The following is a 16,186-nucleotide window of genomic DNA, read 5'->3' as shown; positions in this document are numbered from 1 at the left end:
ACCTTCACCCGGCATCAAACCCAGGCGACCGCCAACAACCCCGCCCCCAATACCGTACACAACGGCGAATAAACCCAGGTATCAAGCCAGGCAAACCTCGACCCCTTCACCTCCTTGAAAAAACCCACCAGTTCCGAATCGCCAATTGCCCGGGCAAACATCAGCAGCGCAATCGCACTGATCACCCATTGCAGCGCCCGGTGATGCACCGTCGGCAGCCACCAGCCCACCCGCAGGCACACCAGTGCGGCAATCAGTAGCAGCGCGGCCGCCACCAGAAAGGTCAGCCAGCCGCTTGGCTTGAATGCCGGTCGCAAGGTCAGCTCACCGCCCTCGACCGGAACCTGAGGCACCACCGCCACCGCCGCCCACTGCCCACCCAGCGCCCAATACACATGCATCAGGCTGATCATCGCGAATATCGTCACCAGCCATTGAGCCAACACAAAGGTCATGGTCGAAAATCCTTGAAAGGGATCTGAACAAAATATCCTAGTCGGCTTTTTTTGATGTGCACGACCGGTCAGCGGTGGGGTAAAGTGCCGGCCCATGAAATTCACCCGTTCCGATCGCTCACTGCTGGCCTGGATGCTCTATTGCTGCGTCCTGTTCAACGTGTTCGCCTGCAGCATCGGTCACGGGCAAATGGTCGGGATGCAGCTCAACGGCATTGGCGGCCAGTTCTGTGCGGTGGATCCGGCGACCCAGGCGCCGCTCGCCAGCAACCCTTCCGACGAACAATTGCCGACTTTAGCCAAGGCCTTCGGCTGTCCGCTGTGCTCCACCGGCGGCATGGGTCCGGCGTTCAACTCCAGCCTGACCCTGGCGATCCTCCCGGAACAACACAGCCCGCCGCTGCCGGCCATCGTCAGCGCCGACCTCCCTGCCCGCTTCACCTGGCCTTCGGCCAATCCCCGAGCCCCGCCGCTCGCCTGAATGCTTTTGCCCTGTTCCGTTCAGCCCACTGCGCCAATGCGCGGCGTTGGCCTGTGCGCTGATTCCCAGACAAGCATTCAGGATTCACACATGAAACATTTCACCTTGCTGGCAAGCCTGTGCGGCTGCCTGTCCGTCAACACCTGGGCGCAATCCACCGTGGATCTGGCGCCGATCACCATCGATGGCGAATCCGGCGCCGAGCCGGGCCTGAGCCTCGACCAATCCAGCGGCATGGCCTCGCGTCTCGGCCTGAGTGTGCGCGACACCCCGGCCTCGGTGGCCGTCGCCAACCGCAACGACATCGAGCACCACGGCTCGCAGAACTTCCAGGACGCCGCCAACACCCTGCCCGGCGTCAACGCCAGCGCCCCGCCGGGATTTGGCGGATTCGTCTCGTATCGCGGCTTCACCAGCAGCCAGATCACCCAGATGTTCAACGGCATCAACGTCTCCGGCGGCCTGGCGCGACCGGTGGATTCGTGGATCTATGACCGGGTGGAACTGGTCGGCGGTCCGTCCTCGCTGATCAACGGCGCCGGCTCGGTCGGCGGTTCTCTGAACTACGTGACCAAACTGGCGACCCGCGACGAGCAGGCCGTCGAGGGCCGGGTCAGCTACGGCACCTACGACACCAGCGAAACCGCGTTCGGCCTCAACCACGCCCTGAGCCAGCCCGGCGCCGACGTGCAGCATTACGCGCGGCTGGACGTCAGCCACAACACCAGCAACGGCTACATCGACCGCCAGGAGCGCGATGCCTGGAGCGTGGCGTTTTCCCTGCTCAGCGACCTGACACCCGACCTGTCGCACACCCTCGCCCTGGAATATCAGGACGAGCACGAGGACAGCCCGTACTGGGGCACACCGGTGCTCAATCCCAAGGCCGGCGAACTGAAGATCGACAGGCACAACCGCTTCAACAACTACAACGTCGAGGACGGGCGTTACGAACAGCGGACAATCTGGGTGCGTTCGATCATCGACTACCGGATCAACGACAGCACGACCTTGCGCAACACCCTCTATCACCTCGACAGCCAGCGCGATTACCGCAACCTGGAAACCTACCAGTACAACGCCGACAACAGCGCGGTGAACCGCTCGACCGCCTACCAGGTGCGGCACCAGGGCGAGCAGAACGGCAACCAGTTCGAACTGCGCCACGACAACACCCTGTTCGGCCTCGACACCACCTGGTCCGGTGGCTTCGAGTACAAGGTCAACCAGACCACCAACTCGCCGCTCAACGTCAAAGGCGCAAGCACGGTGGACCCGAACCATTACCGGCCGGGGCATTTCTATGACATCCCCGGGACCCAACCGGGGTTTGTCAGCGACAAGACCAACGAGGTCACCACCAAGGCCCTGTTCGTCGAAAACCGTCTGGCGTTGACCGACAAACTGGCGCTGCTCACCGGCCTGCGTTACGACGACATTGACCTCGACGTGACCAACCATCGCGCAGTGACCGCGAGCAATCCGCGCCATCTCAAACGCAGCTGGGAACCGGTCACCGGGCGCGTCGGCCTGACGTACCAGTTCATCCCCTCGGCCAACGTCTACGTGCAATACAGCACCGCTGCCGAGCAGCCCAACGGTACTCAGGATTTCGATGTGTCGACCGGCAAGCAGTGGGAAATCGGCAGCAAGTTCGACTATCTGTACGGACGCGGCTCAGCGACGGTCGCGGCCTACACCATCGAGCGCAAGGACTTCGCGGTGACCGATCCGCTGGACCCGACCAGCAGCATTCCGGTCGGTCAGCAAACGTCCAAAGGCATCGAAATCGCCAGCTCCCTGCGGATTACCGACAAGCTGCTGGCCGAGGGCAACTTCGCCTGGGTCGATGCGCAGTACGACGATTTCACCGAGAAGAACGCCGCCGGCGTGGTGGTTTCGCGCAAGGGCAATACGCCGACCAACGTCCCGGATCGGGTCGGCAACCTGTGGCTGACCTATGATTTCTCGCCACAGTGGCAAGGCGGGGTCGATGCGCGTTACGTGGCCTCGGTGTTCGCCGACAACGCCAACACCATGACCGTGCCGTCGTACACGCTGTTCGGCAGCTTCCTCAGCTACAAGGTCGATTCACATACCACCGTCACCGGACGGGTGCGCAACCTGACCAACGAGGTGTACGCCGAGTTTGCCCATGTATCCCCGGCGTACTACCTGGGTACGCCGCGCACTTTTGAATTGGCGGTGCAGACCCACTTCTAAAAGCTTCGCGGGCAGGCCCACTCCCACGAAAGCATGGGAGCGGGCCTGCCCGCGAAAGCGCCCGAAAGCTCAGCGCACCTATTTCAGTTCAGCCGCCACCTTATCCGCCACATCCTTCGGCAACCACGCCTGCCACACGTTCGGATGGGTCTTCATGAACATCTCCGCTGCTTCCCGGGGCGGCGTGTGTTTGTCGCTCATGTCCGCCAAAGCCTTGTTCAAGTCTTCAATCGGAAAGTCGACCTTGCTGAAAAACGCCGCAATGTCCGGATATTGCTTCTGGAACGGCGCAGACACCCCGATCGACAGCTTCGAAGCCAGCGAGCGGGTCGGTTGCGGGTTGGGGTTATCGGCGTCGGTCAGGGTCTTCCAGGCCTCGGCGTTGAAGGGTGGCTCTTCCAGCTGAACCAGTTTGAACTTGCCGAGCAGCGGCGTCGGCGACCAGTAATAGAACAGCACCGGTTTGCCCCGGCGGATCGACGAACTGATCTCGGCATCCAGCGCCGCGCCGGAGCCACTGCGGAAATTGGTGAAGTCATCCTGGAGTCCGTAGGCGGTGAGTTTCTGCTTGTTCACCACTTCCGAAGTCCAGCCGATCGGGCTGTTGAGGAAACGCCCCTTGCTCGGGTTTTCCGGGTCCTTGAACACGTCCTTGTATTTCTTCAGGTCAGTGACGCTGCGCAGGTCCGGCGCCAGCGGCTTGATGCCCTTGGCCGGGTCGCCCTTGATCACGTACTCCGGCACCCACCAGCCTTCGGTAGCGCCCTTCACCGTATCGCCCAGGCTCGCGACCTTGCCTTCGGCCTCCGCCTTGACCCATACCGGACTGCGCCCGGCCCACTCCTCACCAATGACCTGAATGTCATTGTTGGCCAGCGCGGTTTCCAGGGTGATGGTAGTGCCCGGCAAGGTATCGGTCGGCAACCCGTAGCCCTTCTCGACGATGATCCGCAGAACATCGGTGATCAGACTGCCGCTTTCCCAGTTCAGGTCGGCAAAGTGGATTGGCGTGGTGGCCGCATTCACCGCCGGTGTCGCTGCCAGCAAGCTCAATGTGGCTAGCCAGGCGGCCAGCAACCGTCGAAATCCGTTCATGCTTTTGCACCTCGTGCTGTTCACAGCAATAGCAGGATGGCCTGATGGAAGACCGCAAGCCTCTGAATACTCAGTCAACTGACTGTAGACGAGGTTCCTGCTTTTTCAGGGCGATGCCCCGGACGAGGTTACTTTTCAGACATTTCCTGCAAGCGTTGCAGCTCGCGTCTGACCATGCTGGCGTATTCCGCCGGGCGCAACGCGTAAATCTGCGAGGCGACCCAACCCAGCCACGCCCCTTGCCGTTCGGCCTTCGCCGCGAACAGGCGCCGGGCTTCCTCGCGTGCGCTGTCGAGGTTTTGCAGGTGGAAATCGGCGCGGCTCACAGCGCTCACTCACTGGCCTTGAATGTGACCAGTTCGCCCTTGCGCCACTTGGCGGCTTTGGCGGTGACGGCTTTCAGGGTTTTGGTCAGGCCTTCCTTCAACTGCTCGTTGGCCGCGAACACGGTGACCACGTTATGGCTTTCGCGGAACACGATGCCGTGACCGTCGGCAGTGGTGACAAACGCATAGTCGCCGAGGCCGTACACCGTCAGTTTGACTTCGCGAAAGCGGATGTCGAACTTGCCGCCCTCACGGCTGGGCAGCACCGAAGCACTGAAATGATCGCCGACCTTGAGCTTCAGGCCCGGCTTGTCATCGACCACCAGGGCCGATTCGGTATCGATCTCGGCGACGTAAATGCCTTCCGGGTTCTGTTCGGTGACGTAAACAAAACGCGATTGAAACTGCTTGACCAGCTTTGCCCGCAAATCACCCAGCACGAACAAAGCATGCATATCCAGATTACTGACTGCCAAAAGTACATCCCCACAGCTGAAAAGAGTGCCGCGCACAGAAAGCGCGCACGGCAGAAAAACGGCACGTTGCACGGCCAGACGTTGCTGCCAAAAACTCAAATAAAAGCCTGAAGTGAGCCGAACATTCAGCCTGCGCGAAGGTGCACAAGACTACTGCAATGCCACTCACGAAACCTGTAATCACGTTCGCCGCGCGTTGAAGGAAAACGCCTCACGGGCGGCCAGAGGAAACTGACTTCAAACTTTAGGGAAAAAACTCACCGAGAAAATCACTTTTCCGACATATCGCCGGCAAAAAATTGCTTTAGATAACGCCATGTCGTCAACAGGTGTTGGCGATTCTAGAGCAGCGATGTGGGTCACGACTACCCGCAGCGTCCTGTAAATGCGGGTCAATCCATGAAAAGGACTTCATATGTGTACCCTGACACATCTGTTTTTGCCTGCCGGCACCCCAGCCAACCACACCTGCGCCATGCATTTGTCACCCCGGCATGAACCGTCGCCACCGAACCAAAGTACAAGACCACCGCTGTTTCAAGTGGTGCCGGCCGGGATCGCTTTTTTTCACATCAAGGAAACGGCGACGGGACGTGTAAGAGGTTTCCGCGAGGACCACAACCAGGCCTGTGCCCTCGCCCGTTCTCTTGAAGCCCGGATCGAACTCCTGGCCTGAGCCTGCCTCAGATAAAGGGAGTGATTGTTCGCGCCATCCCGGCGCCCGCCACAAGGAGCACATGATGGAACTGCCTGCGTATGATCTGAAAACCCTGTTCGATCAACTGGGATTGCCGTCCGAAGGCTCGGCCATCGACGACTTCATCGGCGCCCATCCGCTGGATCCCGGAACCAAACTGATCGATGCCGATTTCTGGACCCCGCAACAGGCCCAGTTACTCAAGGAATGGCTGCGCGCCGATGGCGAAGAAGCGGTGATGGTGGATGAGCTCAACGTGCGGCTGCACGACGGCCAGTAGATCCGCTCAGTGCAGGCTGTCGCGCGGCCCGGCGTTCAATTGCGCGAGCCAGGCAGCCTTGCACTCCTCAGCCTCGACCCGACTGGCGAATGCGGTGCCTCGCCGCTCGCCATTGAGCAGCACCACCCAGCAGACGCTCTGCCCCATCGCACGCAGTCCGGCGGGCACACCACTGCCGATCATCACGGCAACATCGACTCTGCTTTGCATGTTGACCTCTCGATTTCATTAGCTACCTAACTAAGTAGGCATGTTAATGAGTTCGGTCAACAGGAAACACCGACCCCGCTGCACAGCTCAATTGCAGATCCGGCAACAATGCCTCAGCGCGGGTTTTCCGGTTTGTAGCCCAGGCGCAAGCCGCCCCAATGCCGGCCCTTGACCATGATCGGCACCGACAAATCGTGCATCAGCTCGCCGGTATCGCGGGTGTAGGTCTGCAACAGCACCGGTTGCTGATGGCTGCCGCAGCGGATGCCGGTACGGTCGGCGAACTTGCGTTTGGTACGGTTGTGGACGGTATCGACCTGCGCATCGCCGGTCAGCGGCTGGCTGAAGATCTGGTTGTGGGTCGGCACATACCCCTGTTGCGTACAGGCAATCGCGAACACCAGACCCTCATGACGCGGCAGCAACGGTTCCTGAATCGCCGGCAGCACCTGATCGGTGTAGCGGTCGAAACGGGTCTGGAACTTGGCCGGTTGGGTGTTGGGAATCGCTTGATACTGTCGGTCGAACAAGTCTTCGAGACTGACCCGGCCCTGATCGACATCCGCCTCGAAACGCGCGGCAATCTGCGCCGCCCCTTCCCGTGCCAGATCGTAGACCCGCTGGTGATAGTCATCCAGCCCGACTTCCGCCAGGCGTTCGCTGATGGTTTCCGCCTGCCCTTCCATCTGTACCGCCGCCTCGGCCAGGCGCCGGGTCTGTTGATCGCTGATCGCCAGATCGCTGCGCATCTGCTCGATGGCGGTGAACAGGCTGTCGAGTTGCTCGCGATTAGTCTCCGCGCCACGGGCGATTTCGCCGACCTGACCCTCCACTCCCGCCGCCAGCCGCGCGATGTTTTCCAGATGCTCGCCCGTGTGTTCGACCTGCTCGACGCCGCTGTGCAAGTCATCGGAAAGCTGACGAATCTGCTCCACCACCTGCGCGGTGCGTTGCTGGATGTCAGCGACCATCTCGCCGACCTCACCAGTCGCCGACGCCGTGCGCGCCGCCAGGCCGCGCACCTCGTCCGCCACCACGGCAAAACCGCGACCATGCTCGCCGGCACGGGCCGCTTCAATCGCCGCGTTCAGGGCCAGCAAATTGGTCTGGCTGGCGATCGACTGAATCACCAGGGTCACGCGCTGGATATCGTCGCTGCGCTGGCTCAAGGCTTCGATCAACTCGCGGCTGGCATTGGCCCGCTCGCTGAGCTGGCGCATGCGCGAGATCGAGTCGACCAGTTCGGTACGCCCCGCCGCGCTGCTGTGATGGGCCTCACTGGCCGCACCCAGCGCTTCACGACTGAGCTGCGAGGTGGCCTGTTCGGTGGCGATCATCACCTCGGCGTTGCTGACGATCTGCGCCGCTGCGTCGAGTTGCGATTGCAGCTTGCTGGCCAGTTCCTTGACGGAAAACGCCACGCCCGCCGCCGACAGCGCGTTATGACTGGTGGTGTAGGAAAGATCTCGGGTGAGTTCGGCAATCGCGCTGCCGCTATCGACAGGCTGCGCCTCGGGAATGGCGCGGGAGCGCAGACGCGGCAGCCAGACAATCAGCACCGCCAGCGGCATGCCGACATATAAAGACCAGCCGCCCAGGGTCATGCCGGCGAGCAACAGCATCAGGGCGACACTTTGCAGGCTCGGCGCCAGCCAGCGATTCTTCGGCAAAACAACTGGTGCAGGCAGAGCCGCAACCAGAGATCCATCTCTCGTCATTTCGATACCCCACGCGTTTCTCATTGTTGTGGCTGCATTAAACGCCACTACAGCGCCATTATCCATGGTCCGTTAGTCGTGGGGTTTGCAGCAGATCAATGGAACGGTGCAAGCATCTTGCAGACGAGCAAAAGCAAAGATCGCAGCCTTCGCCCGCCTCAATGGAAGCGAGCGAAGGCTGCGATCTTTTCGGGGCAACCCACTTTGATGGGTTACCGCAAGAAATCAGGCCTGACGCTGGTGCTTGTCGATCTGCTCGTGACGCTCTTGAGCTTCGATGCAGTACTTGGTGGTCGGGCTGATCAGCAGGCGTTTCAGGCCAATCGGCTCGCCGCTGTCGTCGCACCAGCCAAAGCTGTCTTCCTTGATGCGCTCAAGGGCCTGTTCCAGCTGCGGCAGCATGCGCTGGTCGCGATCGATCGCGTTCACCAGCCAGGTGCGCTCTTCTTCGACCGATGCCGCGTCCGCCGGGTCAGCCGGAGTGTCCAGGCTTTCGATAGCGATACGGTTCTGCTCAATGCGCTCATGGGTTTCGACTTTCATGTTCTGCAGCAGCGCGGTGAAGAAAGCGTGCTGCTCGGCGTTCATGTAGTCATCTGCCGGCATGGCCAGCAACTTGTCCTTTGTCATTGATATCTCTATAAAAAAACGTGCATTAAGGCGAATTAGGGAGCGTTCCGGCAAACCGTGTCCGGTTGTCGAAAAGGCATCGTTTATTGCAAACGCCACCCGGCACTCAATTTACGAAGGGGCGGCAGTCTAAGGCCCGTTTGAGGCGCCAGCAACTGTAAATACCGGGAATTTGTCCGACAAAGCCCGGAAACTGCTCTGACACAGGCTTCACGGCGCTCATCGGAGTGCGTTTATAGCAAGAAATTCAGCCGAGCGGCTGTATATAGAAGACAAACGGCTAATACGCGGCGGTTTGTCGCAATTCTTTACATTCAACCCTCGCCCGAGGATATCGCTTTCGCCCACTGACAATCCCCACAACCTCAGCTACGTTATGCCCTCCCCCGGTTCGACTTGAAGGAACGCGTCATGAAACTGATCGGCATGCTCGACTCCCCTTACGTACGCCGCGTGGCCATCTCCGCCAAACGCCTGGGGATCACACTGGACCATGACCCGGTGTCCGTATTCCGTCATTTCGAGCGTTTCCAGCAGATCAACCCGGTGGTTAAAGCGCCCACCCTGGTTCTCGACGACGGCGAAGTCCTCATCGATTCAACGCTGATCCTCGACTACCTCGAAGCCCTGTCCGGCAAAACCCTGCTGCCCAGCGACCTGAGCCAACGCAGCAAAGCCCTGCGCCTGATCGGCCTGGGCCTCGCCGCCTGCGAAAAAGCCGTGCAGCTTTATTACGAACGCAACCTGCGCCCGGCCGAGATTCAATACCAGCCGTGGGTCGAACGCGTCGAAAGCCAACTCGCCGCCGCGTTCACCGCCCTCGAACACGAACTGAGCCAACAACCGCTGCCCACCGACGGCAGCCTCGCCCAGGACGGCATCACCCTCGCCGTCGCCTGGAGCTTCACCGGCCTCGTCGTCCCCGACCAGATCAGCGCCGAACGCTTCCCGCGCATCGCCCAATACACCGCGTACGCCGAAAGCCTCGAAGCCTTCACCAGCACCCCGATGAACTGACCATGAGCGCCAACGAAACCGCCGCCTCGGCGCTGAAAGAAATCTTCAACGCCGAACGCCTGCAACACATCGCCGACGAAACCCGCGCCGTGTACCCGGAATTCAACGCCAAGTCTTTCCTTAAACACGCCAACCACGGCCTCGCCGACCTGTCGATCATGCAACGCCTGGCCCGCGTCAGCGAAAGCCTGCACGCCGTGCTGCCGTCGGACTACGCCGACGCCCTACAAATCCTCCACGCCCTCGCCCCGCGCCTCAACAGCGCCTTCGTCACCATGAGCCTGCCGCACTACGTCGCCAGCTACGGCGCCCACGACTTCGACCGCTCGATGGACGCGCTCAAATACTTCACCACCTTCGGCTCCTCCGAGTTCGCCATCCGCCACTTCCTGCGCACCGACCTCGAACGCACCCTTGAACACATGCACGACTGGACCCGCGACGAGAACCACCACATTCGCCGATTGGCCAGCGAAGGCAGCCGCCCGCGATTGCCTTGGTCGTTTCGCCTCGAACCGGTGCAGGCAGATCCGTCATTGGCAGCGGGAATCCTCGACCGCTTGAAAGCAGACGACAGCCTCTATGTGCGCAAATCCGTGGCGAACCACCTGAATGACGTGACCAAGGAACACCCGGAATGGGTGCTGGACACGATTGAAGGCTGGGACCTGGGGAACAAGCACACAGCGTGGATTGCCAGGCATGCGTTGCGGAATTTGATTAAACAGGGCGATCAACGGGCGCTGACGGTGATTGGGGCTGGAGGGAAGCCTGAGGTTGAATTGATCGATGTGAAGGTGGAACCGGCGGAGGTGCGGCTTGGAGAGACGATTACGTTGTCGTTTACCGTGCGCTCCACGGTGCCCGAGGCGCAGCGGTTGGTGATTGATTATTCGATTGACTATGTGAAGGGGAATGGCGGGACTTCGAGGAAGGTGTTCAAGTTGAAGGGGATGGATTTGGTGGGATTTGGGGTTGAGGGGATGAAGCGGAGTCAGGTGATTCGGGATTTTACGACAAGGAAGCATTATGGCGGGCGGCATGAGGTGACGGTGATGGTTAATGGGGTTGTGATGGGGGGAAGTGGTTTTAGTATTGTTGTGTAGTAGCGATTTTGGTGGATCTATCGAAGGCTGCTTCCGGCCAGAAGCTGACATTGACCAAAAGCTACCGTCTGCAAAAAATCGCGCCTGCATTAGCTGTTGAGCAAAAGATACAACCACGACTTGCATTCCGTCTTACACCATGTAAAAAACGAGAAATCAAATGTTGGACCCAAGAAAGATGACCGATAGCGATATCTCGCGAATACAGCTTCCCGAAGGTGAACTGCTGAACATACTTGAGGATTTGGGCGCACTCGCGTGGAGGCGATACAGTCGGCGGATAGCCCATACTTGGAATGGACGAGAATTGATAGAAACTCCTGGCGGCCAGCCACGGGTGGCCTTTCGTTTCGAAAAGGAAGACGATGCCACGATGAAGCGCTTGGAGGCCGCCGTTTCAAGCTATGAGGGTTTTGAGCGTTGGTTGCTGATCGCCCATGTCAGAGAACCATTGCCAGGTACCAACTGGATGATTTGCCTTGAGCGCTCCGGTCTGCACAATCGACTGGCAGCGAATGCGAACCTACCCGTCTGGCAGTACCTCGAAAGGACGAATCCTGGCTATTTGGATTTGATATTTGAAGATTTCAATGGACTGACGGCGCACGTAAAGGCATGCCTGAATCTCCACAGGCTCTGAAGAGTGCGATGGTTGTCCAAGCAATGGCGCTAATATCAGTTGCCCTTTTCCTTTGTTTTTCCACCACGTGGATGCTAGTGCTTAGGTATGTGATGTCGGCGCATAGCTTATTCCAGCACTTGCCGAGAATCCTTTCTCGTCAAATGTTGCCCAAGCGCTTCCCCATGAAAACCTTTCCAGATCCGTCAGGAATGAGCGGGACAGCTGTCGCCTGAGTGAGCTTTTTAGAAAGTTCACTTCTAGTTCAATTGACTTTCTCGTTGGCCAGCCGTTTTCAGTTTCCAAGCTTGGTACAACCGCGCCAATATGGATTGCAGTCAGTCGACCAAAATGGAAGCAAAGATCAAAACCACCGAATACACCTTCAATACTGACTCCATGATACGTTCGCCACATGTATCCGTTTTTGTGATCTCGCTCGGATCGGAAGAGCTGCGCCAGTGGAGCCGCTATGGTATCGGAGGTAAATGTTTTTTCGATTAAAAAGTTACATTCGGCAAATGCTATATGGATAGAACCATCTTTCGGGTTGATCGTGAGTGGGGGATTCATTGTCTAGAGGCCTGGCTGTCTAATGACGGGAATTTTAGCAGGAACTGATGAATGACCGTTCCTAGCCGTTCGCGGTCGCTAGCGAACGTCCGCTTCTGGCCGAAAGCGGTCACTCATCAACGGCCGCTTTCCACCTCAAGTAGCCATTCGACCTACGCAAGAGTGAACTGGTAAAGTTGAATCTGCCCACTGATGGCTATAGGTCGACAGGTTATTTTGGAGCTTCATGATGGGTTTCGCCACTACGTTGTGGGAATGGTACGGCCAAGATGAACACAAACGTGTTCTTGCGGTGTGCGAGGCATTCCCGGCTCTTGAGTTCCTCGCACTGACATCGGATATACAGAAGAAAACCATCCCGGATTGCCCTGCGTGTGAAACATGGTCACAGATGATCCTTCCGTTGAACGAAGTTCTTACAGTCTGCGGAAGCGCGTTACCAGCTCAGATCAATACACGGCTGCGAGACCTTTGGGAACGATGCAATAGCCTTACTGAGGCTGCATTCTACTGTCACGATCGGTTGATATTTGAGCATGACGAGTGGCGAGCGATAAGAACCGCCGCCGCAGAGCTGCTCGATCTGATGGAACTACAGGACATCAATCCATTTCTGGATGATTTGCTGCTGGATTGCGGAAACGTTGCTCGCGGAATAAAGCGTTGAGTATTTCTGTAATCAAATGATGGGGGCCGGGCGTACATAGCGGCGTGCCTTGGTGACTCACTGCTTCTGGCCGTATGCGGTACGTCAAAAATGGAAACCAAGGCCGAACTGACGCTGCCCATTATTCCTGGAAGCATGAAGCCCACCAACTTCTAACTAATGAGGACGGATTTATTTTTCAGAAAATAGATCCGTTCCCTTTGAGTCATAAGCCGATCCCGAACAGGTAGAGCGACAATCCTTACCAAAACTTTGATTTCAAATATAAAACAGCCTCAACTGTTACCAATCGAGGCCATTTCTCGTTCCCAAGGACTTCTAGCGACTCTAATTCCGCGTATCTAACCCACCATAAATATTTGCACTACTCTGCGACGAGTTTCTATTACTGTAAGTCGTATTATATCCACCATAGGGATTTGCACTGCTTTGCGACGTACGACCATCGCTGTAACTGGTATTCTCCCCGCCATAAATATTCCTGCTGCTGGTCGAGGTGGTTCCATTGTTGTATCGGGTGTCATAGCCGCCATAAGGATTGGCACTGCTTTGCGAAGTTAGGCCGTTACTGTAGCGGGTGTCTACTCCGCCATAAATGTTCTTGCTGCTGGTCGATGTTGTTCCATCGTCATAGCTGCAGTTCTGGCCACCGTAGGGATTGGCGCTGCAGCTATCCGCCAAGGCTTGATATACAGGTGTAATGAACAAAAGCGAACCCAACAAAGCAACCTTAATTTTCATGAAAAAATCCCTGAGAAAACTCAATCACTGAAAAATCATTAAACCACTCGACCACACCCAGGTGATCGAAGGTGTTGGCACGCAACAAAAATGAAAATTGAGTGGATAGCGCTCCTTATTCAATAACAAACATACTAAAACTTAACCTATTACCTACTTAGCGGGTGGCAGCCTGCCATTACTCATACAGACTGGGCACCTGAAACTAAGTTTCTGCTCGAAATGACTATTTTTTTATGAGCCACAGGATGAACTTATTTCTCAATAACGTATCGTTTTCACCCTTGGCGTGATGTGGTGAAGGAACGGACGTCTTCGTGGGCAAGCCCACTCCCACGAAAGGAAATCGGCGTCGGGCAGATGATCTATTTCGGCGCTTGAATGTCGTAGGAAATCCGCCCCGACGGCAGAAAGAAAAACGCAATCAACGCCCCTCCCCTGACCTCGGGATAGTGGTGGCTACCCGGCGCCGGGGCGGTCCAGCCAGCATGGCACCAGCCCTGTGGCCCCATAAGCGCGGCGTCGGGTTCCAGCGGAACAACGAGGTTGAATTCACCATAGGGGTGCAGGTGGTAGTCACCGCGAAAGGTGTGTTCGGGCGCACGACGGCCTTCGCGCGGGTCGATGTAGACGGTGGTCAGGCTGAAGAAATGGTTTTGCTCGCTTGGCTCCATCAAGCGGCTTCGGCGGTAATGCGGGCCGCTGATTTGCTGGTCGGCGGCCCAACCGTTGGCAACGCCGGACTTGATGAGTCGGGCCAAGTCTTCGTACAGCAGTGTGCCGGGGCCGTGGTGGGTATTGAGCCAGTTTTCCATGTCCGGCCCGGGGGTCCTGTCTTTGATCGTGGCAAGGAAAGCGACGGTTTTCTCGATCAGTGTTTCGCGCTCGTTGAGCATGTATCACCTCAGGCATTTCGATGTGAATGACGTGAGGTGATTTTTGCGTTCCCGATCGAACCTCCGGAAGTGCAATATCGGCACATTGAAAATGCATGGTGTGCATGTGGGGTCAAGAATCGGGGATGGGCGATGAGAAATCTGGATTTGAATCTGCTGCGGGTGTTCGACGCGGTGATCCGCGAGCGCAATGTGTTGCGAGCCGGTGAGGCGATCAATCTGAGCCCGTCAGCGGTGAGTCATGCGCTGTCGCGCCTGCGCTCGTTGCTCAATGACGAGTTGTTTGTGCGCACGGTCGCCGGCATGGAGCCGACGGTGCGGGCGCTGGAGATGGCGCCGCTGGTGCGCGATGCGTTGATGGCTATTGAGCGCGCGGTGGGGCTGAGTGAGTTCGATCCCGGCGCCACCGACCGGCAGTTCTGCATTGCCGCCACCGACCATCTGACAGCGGTGGTGTTGCCGCATGTTCTGCGCGCGGTGTCACGCGATGCGCCGCAGGCCAGCATCACCGTGGTGCCCGCCAGCCGGATCGACTTGACCGCGCAGATCGACGTGGGTCGGGTGGATATTGCGCTGGGTTGCTTCTCCAGCCTGCCCCATCGGCTGCGCGAACAGGTGTTGTTCGAAGAGGTGGATCAATTAGTGCTGAACGCGGATCACCCGTTGGCGAGCAGCGACATCACGCTGGCGGCGCTGGCCGGGCTGCCGTTGTTGGCGGTATCCACTGGCGGTTCGGTGGAAGGCTCGCTGTCCGAGCGCGGGTTGACGCGGCGCATGGAAATGTTCGACCGGAACGCACTGACGGTGGCGTTCGATTCGATTGGCCAATCACCGAATTTCAAACTGATTCAGCCGCACTTTCTGGCCATCCCCAGTCTGTTGGCAGGTTCGGACATGGCGGCGATCGTGCCGGCCTCCCTGGCGAAGCTGTTCGAGCAATCGGGAAATCTGCGTGGGTTTGAGTTGCCTTGGCCCTCCCCGCCACGCGCCGTGCAAATGGTCTGGCATGAACGTCAGGCCCGCGACCCCGGGCATGCCTGGTTGCGCCAAACTCTGGCAAGTGCTGCGCGCCAAGTGGTCGAGGTGACATCCTGCACAGCCTCAGCCGCGCAATAAGTTGTCGGCGATGGTTCCCGAGAAAACGGCCTGTACCGGCCCACTGAGCACAACCGATCCTCGCCCATCCCACTGCACCGTCACGCTTCCGCCATCGCACTCGACCTCAACGCTATTGTCGAGCAAGCCACGTCGAATACCGTTGACCGCCGCGCCACAACAGCACGAGCCGGAGCCAAGCGGAATGCCGCCGCCGCGCTCCCAGATGCGCAACCGAATATGCTGGCGGTCGATGATCTGGACGAAATGCACATTGGTCTTGAGGGGAAACAGCGGGTTGGTTTCCAGCGTCGGGCCGAGGGTGGCGATGTCGATGGCGCTCAGGTCGTCGACGAAAAACGTGCAGTGGGGATTGCCCATGCTACAGGCGGCGGGCGCGCCGGCCAGGGGTAGCACCGTGGTGTCCATTTCCCGGGCCAGGGGAATCTCCGACCAGCCGAACAGCGGCTGGCCCATGGCGACGGAAATTCGCTCGGCTGACGTCCGCTCGCAGGTCAGCAGGCCACGGTTGGTGCGCAGGGTGACCGACGTCCGGTTGGCCTCGCGCATCAGCCTGTCCGCCGCGCCGCGAGTGGCGCTGCCGCACACGTCCAGTGGCGAACCATCGGCGTTCCAGAACACCAGGCGCGCGTCGGCGTCCTCGCAATCAAGCAATACCGCCACTTGATTGAAGCCGATGCCCAGGTGGCGATCGCCCATTCGCCGGGCCAGTTCAGAGGTGACTGGACTGGTGGTATTTCGCGCATCCACCACGATGAAGTCATCGCCATTGGCATGCATTTTATGAAAGCTGATGGGCATCGATCGATCCTTGAATTACGGTTTGGAAGTCGCCAAGTGCTATTCCGGTTTCCACGCTG

General features: G+C 58.6%; 20 protein-coding genes. 9 read left to right on the top strand and 11 right to left on the bottom strand.

Features of this window, described 5'->3' with window-relative positions; genetic code table 11:
• Positions 1 to 14: 14 nt before the first annotated feature.
• Positions 15 to 455, bottom strand: coding sequence for a DUF3995 domain-containing protein (locus KVQ74_RS22680; RefSeq protein ID WP_217833608.1), 441 nt, complete (start codon positions 453 to 455; stop codon positions 15 to 17).
• A gap of 94 nt (positions 456 to 549) precedes the next feature.
• On the opposite strand from KVQ74_RS22680, the gene KVQ74_RS22675 reads away from it, so the two are divergent.
• Entirely contained in the window at positions 550 to 936 is a 387-nt protein-coding gene (locus KVQ74_RS22675) for a DUF2946 domain-containing protein (protein ID WP_217833607.1), read from the top strand.
• Positions 937 to 1,026: 90 nt separating this feature from the next.
• Positions 1,027 to 3,159, top strand: a complete 2,133-nt coding sequence (locus KVQ74_RS22670; protein ID WP_217833606.1) for a TonB-dependent receptor — start codon at positions 1,027 to 1,029, stop codon at positions 3,157 to 3,159.
• A gap of 78 nt (positions 3,160 to 3,237) precedes the next feature.
• On the opposite strand, the gene KVQ74_RS22665 is transcribed toward KVQ74_RS22670, so the two are convergent.
• The 3 genes from KVQ74_RS22665 to KVQ74_RS22655 form a co-directional block, all read right to left on the bottom strand.
• Positions 3,238 to 4,254, bottom strand: a complete 1,017-nt coding sequence (locus tag KVQ74_RS22665) for an ABC transporter substrate-binding protein (RefSeq protein ID WP_217833605.1) — start codon at positions 4,252 to 4,254, stop codon at positions 3,238 to 3,240.
• A gap of 128 nt (positions 4,255 to 4,382) precedes the next feature.
• Positions 4,383 to 4,580 (bottom strand): hypothetical protein, encoded by a 198-nt coding sequence (locus KVQ74_RS22660; RefSeq protein WP_217833699.1) that lies wholly within the window; start codon positions 4,578 to 4,580, stop codon positions 4,383 to 4,385.
• Positions 4,581 to 4,585: 5 nt separating this feature from the next.
• Entirely contained in the window at positions 4,586 to 5,035 is a 450-nt protein-coding gene (locus tag KVQ74_RS22655; RefSeq protein ID WP_217833698.1) for a hypothetical protein, read from the bottom strand.
• Between the two features lie 496 nt (positions 5,036 to 5,531).
• On the opposite strand from KVQ74_RS22655, the gene KVQ74_RS29340 reads away from it, so the two are divergent.
• Positions 5,532 to 5,732 carry a hypothetical protein gene (locus tag KVQ74_RS29340; RefSeq protein ID WP_225930138.1) on the top strand — a complete coding sequence of 67 codons (201 nt, stop codon included), beginning with the start codon at positions 5,532 to 5,534 and terminating at the stop codon, positions 5,730 to 5,732.
• A 64-nt stretch (positions 5,733 to 5,796) separates the two neighbouring features.
• The gene (locus tag KVQ74_RS22650) at positions 5,797 to 6,033 is read left to right on the top strand and encodes a DUF2789 family protein (protein ID WP_217833604.1); all 237 of its coding nucleotides are present in this window, start codon (positions 5,797 to 5,799) and stop codon (positions 6,031 to 6,033) included.
• A 6-nt stretch (positions 6,034 to 6,039) separates the two neighbouring features.
• Here KVQ74_RS22650 and KVQ74_RS22645 read toward each other — a convergent pair whose 3' ends face one another.
• The 3 genes from KVQ74_RS22645 to KVQ74_RS22635 all read right to left on the bottom strand — a co-directional run bounded on the left by KVQ74_RS22645 (position 6,040) and on the right by KVQ74_RS22635 (position 8,591).
• Entirely contained in the window at positions 6,040 to 6,243 is a 204-nt protein-coding gene (locus KVQ74_RS22645; RefSeq protein ID WP_217833603.1) for a hypothetical protein, read from the bottom strand.
• 113 nt (positions 6,244 to 6,356) lie between these two features.
• Positions 6,357 to 7,580 carry a methyl-accepting chemotaxis protein gene (locus KVQ74_RS22640; RefSeq protein ID WP_404822725.1) on the bottom strand — a complete coding sequence of 408 codons (1,224 nt, stop codon included), beginning with the start codon at positions 7,578 to 7,580 and terminating at the stop codon, positions 6,357 to 6,359.
• 606 nt (positions 7,581 to 8,186) lie between these two features.
• Entirely contained in the window at positions 8,187 to 8,591 is a 405-nt protein-coding gene (locus tag KVQ74_RS22635; protein ID WP_217833601.1) for a TraR/DksA family transcriptional regulator, read from the bottom strand.
• Between the two features lie 411 nt (positions 8,592 to 9,002).
• Between KVQ74_RS22635 and KVQ74_RS22630 the strand changes: the two genes are divergently transcribed.
• The 3 genes from KVQ74_RS22630 to KVQ74_RS22620 all read left to right on the top strand — a co-directional run bounded on the left by KVQ74_RS22630 (position 9,003) and on the right by KVQ74_RS22620 (position 11,354).
• Positions 9,003 to 9,608, top strand: coding sequence for a glutathione S-transferase (locus KVQ74_RS22630; protein WP_217833600.1), 606 nt, complete (start codon positions 9,003 to 9,005; stop codon positions 9,606 to 9,608).
• 2 nt (positions 9,609 to 9,610) lie between these two features.
• Complete coding sequence (locus KVQ74_RS22625) at positions 9,611 to 10,714, top strand: DNA alkylation repair protein (protein WP_217833599.1); 1,104 nt, start codon at positions 9,611 to 9,613, stop codon at positions 10,712 to 10,714.
• A gap of 160 nt (positions 10,715 to 10,874) precedes the next feature.
• A complete protein-coding gene (locus KVQ74_RS22620) occupies positions 10,875 to 11,354 on the top strand; it encodes a hypothetical protein (RefSeq protein WP_217833598.1) in 480 nt (159 codons plus the stop codon).
• Between the two features lie 81 nt (positions 11,355 to 11,435).
• Here the strand turns inward: KVQ74_RS22620 and KVQ74_RS22615 are convergent, their stop codons facing one another.
• Positions 11,436 to 11,906 carry a hypothetical protein gene (locus tag KVQ74_RS22615; RefSeq protein ID WP_217833597.1) on the bottom strand — a complete coding sequence of 157 codons (471 nt, stop codon included), beginning with the start codon at positions 11,904 to 11,906 and terminating at the stop codon, positions 11,436 to 11,438.
• A 229-nt stretch (positions 11,907 to 12,135) separates the two neighbouring features.
• Between KVQ74_RS22615 and KVQ74_RS22610 the strand changes: the two genes are divergently transcribed.
• Positions 12,136 to 12,573, top strand: a complete 438-nt coding sequence (locus tag KVQ74_RS22610) for a hypothetical protein (protein ID WP_225930135.1) — start codon at positions 12,136 to 12,138, stop codon at positions 12,571 to 12,573.
• Between the two features lie 327 nt (positions 12,574 to 12,900).
• Here the strand turns inward: KVQ74_RS22610 and KVQ74_RS22605 are convergent, their stop codons facing one another.
• Together KVQ74_RS22605 and KVQ74_RS22600 are read right to left on the bottom strand one after the other, a co-directional pair.
• Positions 12,901 to 13,314 carry a hypothetical protein gene (locus KVQ74_RS22605; RefSeq protein ID WP_217833595.1) on the bottom strand — a complete coding sequence of 138 codons (414 nt, stop codon included), beginning with the start codon at positions 13,312 to 13,314 and terminating at the stop codon, positions 12,901 to 12,903.
• A gap of 365 nt (positions 13,315 to 13,679) precedes the next feature.
• Complete coding sequence (locus KVQ74_RS22600; RefSeq protein WP_217833594.1) at positions 13,680 to 14,210, bottom strand: 4-hydroxylaminobenzoate lyase; 531 nt, start codon at positions 14,208 to 14,210, stop codon at positions 13,680 to 13,682.
• Positions 14,211 to 14,342: 132 nt separating this feature from the next.
• Here KVQ74_RS22600 and KVQ74_RS22595 point away from each other — a divergent pair, with 132 nt between their 5' ends.
• The gene (locus KVQ74_RS22595) at positions 14,343 to 15,326 is read left to right on the top strand and encodes a LysR family transcriptional regulator (protein ID WP_217833593.1); all 984 of its coding nucleotides are present in this window, start codon (positions 14,343 to 14,345) and stop codon (positions 15,324 to 15,326) included.
• Here the strand turns inward: KVQ74_RS22595 and dapF are convergent.
• Positions 15,312 to 16,127, bottom strand: coding sequence for a diaminopimelate epimerase (gene dapF / locus KVQ74_RS22590; protein ID WP_217833592.1), 816 nt, complete (start codon positions 16,125 to 16,127; stop codon positions 15,312 to 15,314). The genes KVQ74_RS22595 and dapF overlap by 15 nt on opposite strands.
• Between the last annotated feature and the right edge of the window lie 59 nt (positions 16,128 to 16,186).

Source organism: Pseudomonas botevensis (assembly GCF_019145475.1).
Classification (GTDB): Bacteria; Pseudomonadota; Gammaproteobacteria; order Pseudomonadales; family Pseudomonadaceae; genus Aquipseudomonas; species Aquipseudomonas botevensis.
Note: the sequence above shows the minus strand (reverse complement) of the source record. Positions and strands in the feature narration are given on the sequence as shown.

Bases quoted from the DNA above. Each gene is read 5' to 3' on its own strand.
- KVQ74_RS22595 (WP_217833593.1), top strand. From the start codon at position 14,343: ATGAGAAATCTGGATTTGAATCTGCTGCGGGTGTTCGACGCGGTGATC.
- KVQ74_RS22605 (WP_217833595.1), bottom strand. From the start codon at position 13,314: ATGAAAATTAAGGTTGCTTTGTTGGGTTCGCTTTTGTTCATTACACCT.
- KVQ74_RS22665 (WP_217833605.1), bottom strand. From the start codon at position 4,254: ATGAACGGATTTCGACGGTTGCTGGCCGCCTGGCTAGCCACATTGAGC.
- KVQ74_RS22680 (WP_217833608.1), bottom strand. From the start codon at position 455: ATGACCTTTGTGTTGGCTCAATGGCTGGTGACGATATTCGCGATGATC.
- KVQ74_RS22615 (WP_217833597.1), bottom strand. From the start codon at position 11,906: ATGAATCCCCCACTCACGATCAACCCGAAAGATGGTTCTATCCATATA.
- dapF (WP_217833592.1), bottom strand. From the start codon at position 16,127: ATGCCCATCAGCTTTCATAAAATGCATGCCAATGGCGATGACTTCATC.
- KVQ74_RS22655 (WP_217833698.1), bottom strand. From the start codon at position 5,035: ATGCATGCTTTGTTCGTGCTGGGTGATTTGCGGGCAAAGCTGGTCAAG.
- KVQ74_RS22630 (WP_217833600.1), top strand. From the start codon at position 9,003: ATGAAACTGATCGGCATGCTCGACTCCCCTTACGTACGCCGCGTGGCC.
- KVQ74_RS22675 (WP_217833607.1), top strand. From the start codon at position 550: ATGAAATTCACCCGTTCCGATCGCTCACTGCTGGCCTGGATGCTCTAT.
- KVQ74_RS22645 (WP_217833603.1), bottom strand. From the start codon at position 6,243: ATGCAAAGCAGAGTCGATGTTGCCGTGATGATCGGCAGTGGTGTGCCC.
- KVQ74_RS22620 (WP_217833598.1), top strand. From the start codon at position 10,875: ATGTTGGACCCAAGAAAGATGACCGATAGCGATATCTCGCGAATACAG.
- KVQ74_RS22610 (WP_225930135.1), top strand. From the start codon at position 12,136: ATGGGTTTCGCCACTACGTTGTGGGAATGGTACGGCCAAGATGAACAC.
- KVQ74_RS22600 (WP_217833594.1), bottom strand. From the start codon at position 14,210: ATGCTCAACGAGCGCGAAACACTGATCGAGAAAACCGTCGCTTTCCTT.
- KVQ74_RS22640 (WP_404822725.1), bottom strand. From the start codon at position 7,580: ATGATCGCCACCGAACAGGCCACCTCGCAGCTCAGTCGTGAAGCGCTG.
- KVQ74_RS22625 (WP_217833599.1), top strand. From the start codon at position 9,611: ATGAGCGCCAACGAAACCGCCGCCTCGGCGCTGAAAGAAATCTTCAAC.
- KVQ74_RS22670 (WP_217833606.1), top strand. From the start codon at position 1,027: ATGAAACATTTCACCTTGCTGGCAAGCCTGTGCGGCTGCCTGTCCGTC.
- KVQ74_RS22650 (WP_217833604.1), top strand. From the start codon at position 5,797: ATGGAACTGCCTGCGTATGATCTGAAAACCCTGTTCGATCAACTGGGA.
- KVQ74_RS22635 (WP_217833601.1), bottom strand. From the start codon at position 8,591: ATGACAAAGGACAAGTTGCTGGCCATGCCGGCAGATGACTACATGAAC.
- KVQ74_RS29340 (WP_225930138.1), top strand. From the start codon at position 5,532: ATGCATTTGTCACCCCGGCATGAACCGTCGCCACCGAACCAAAGTACA.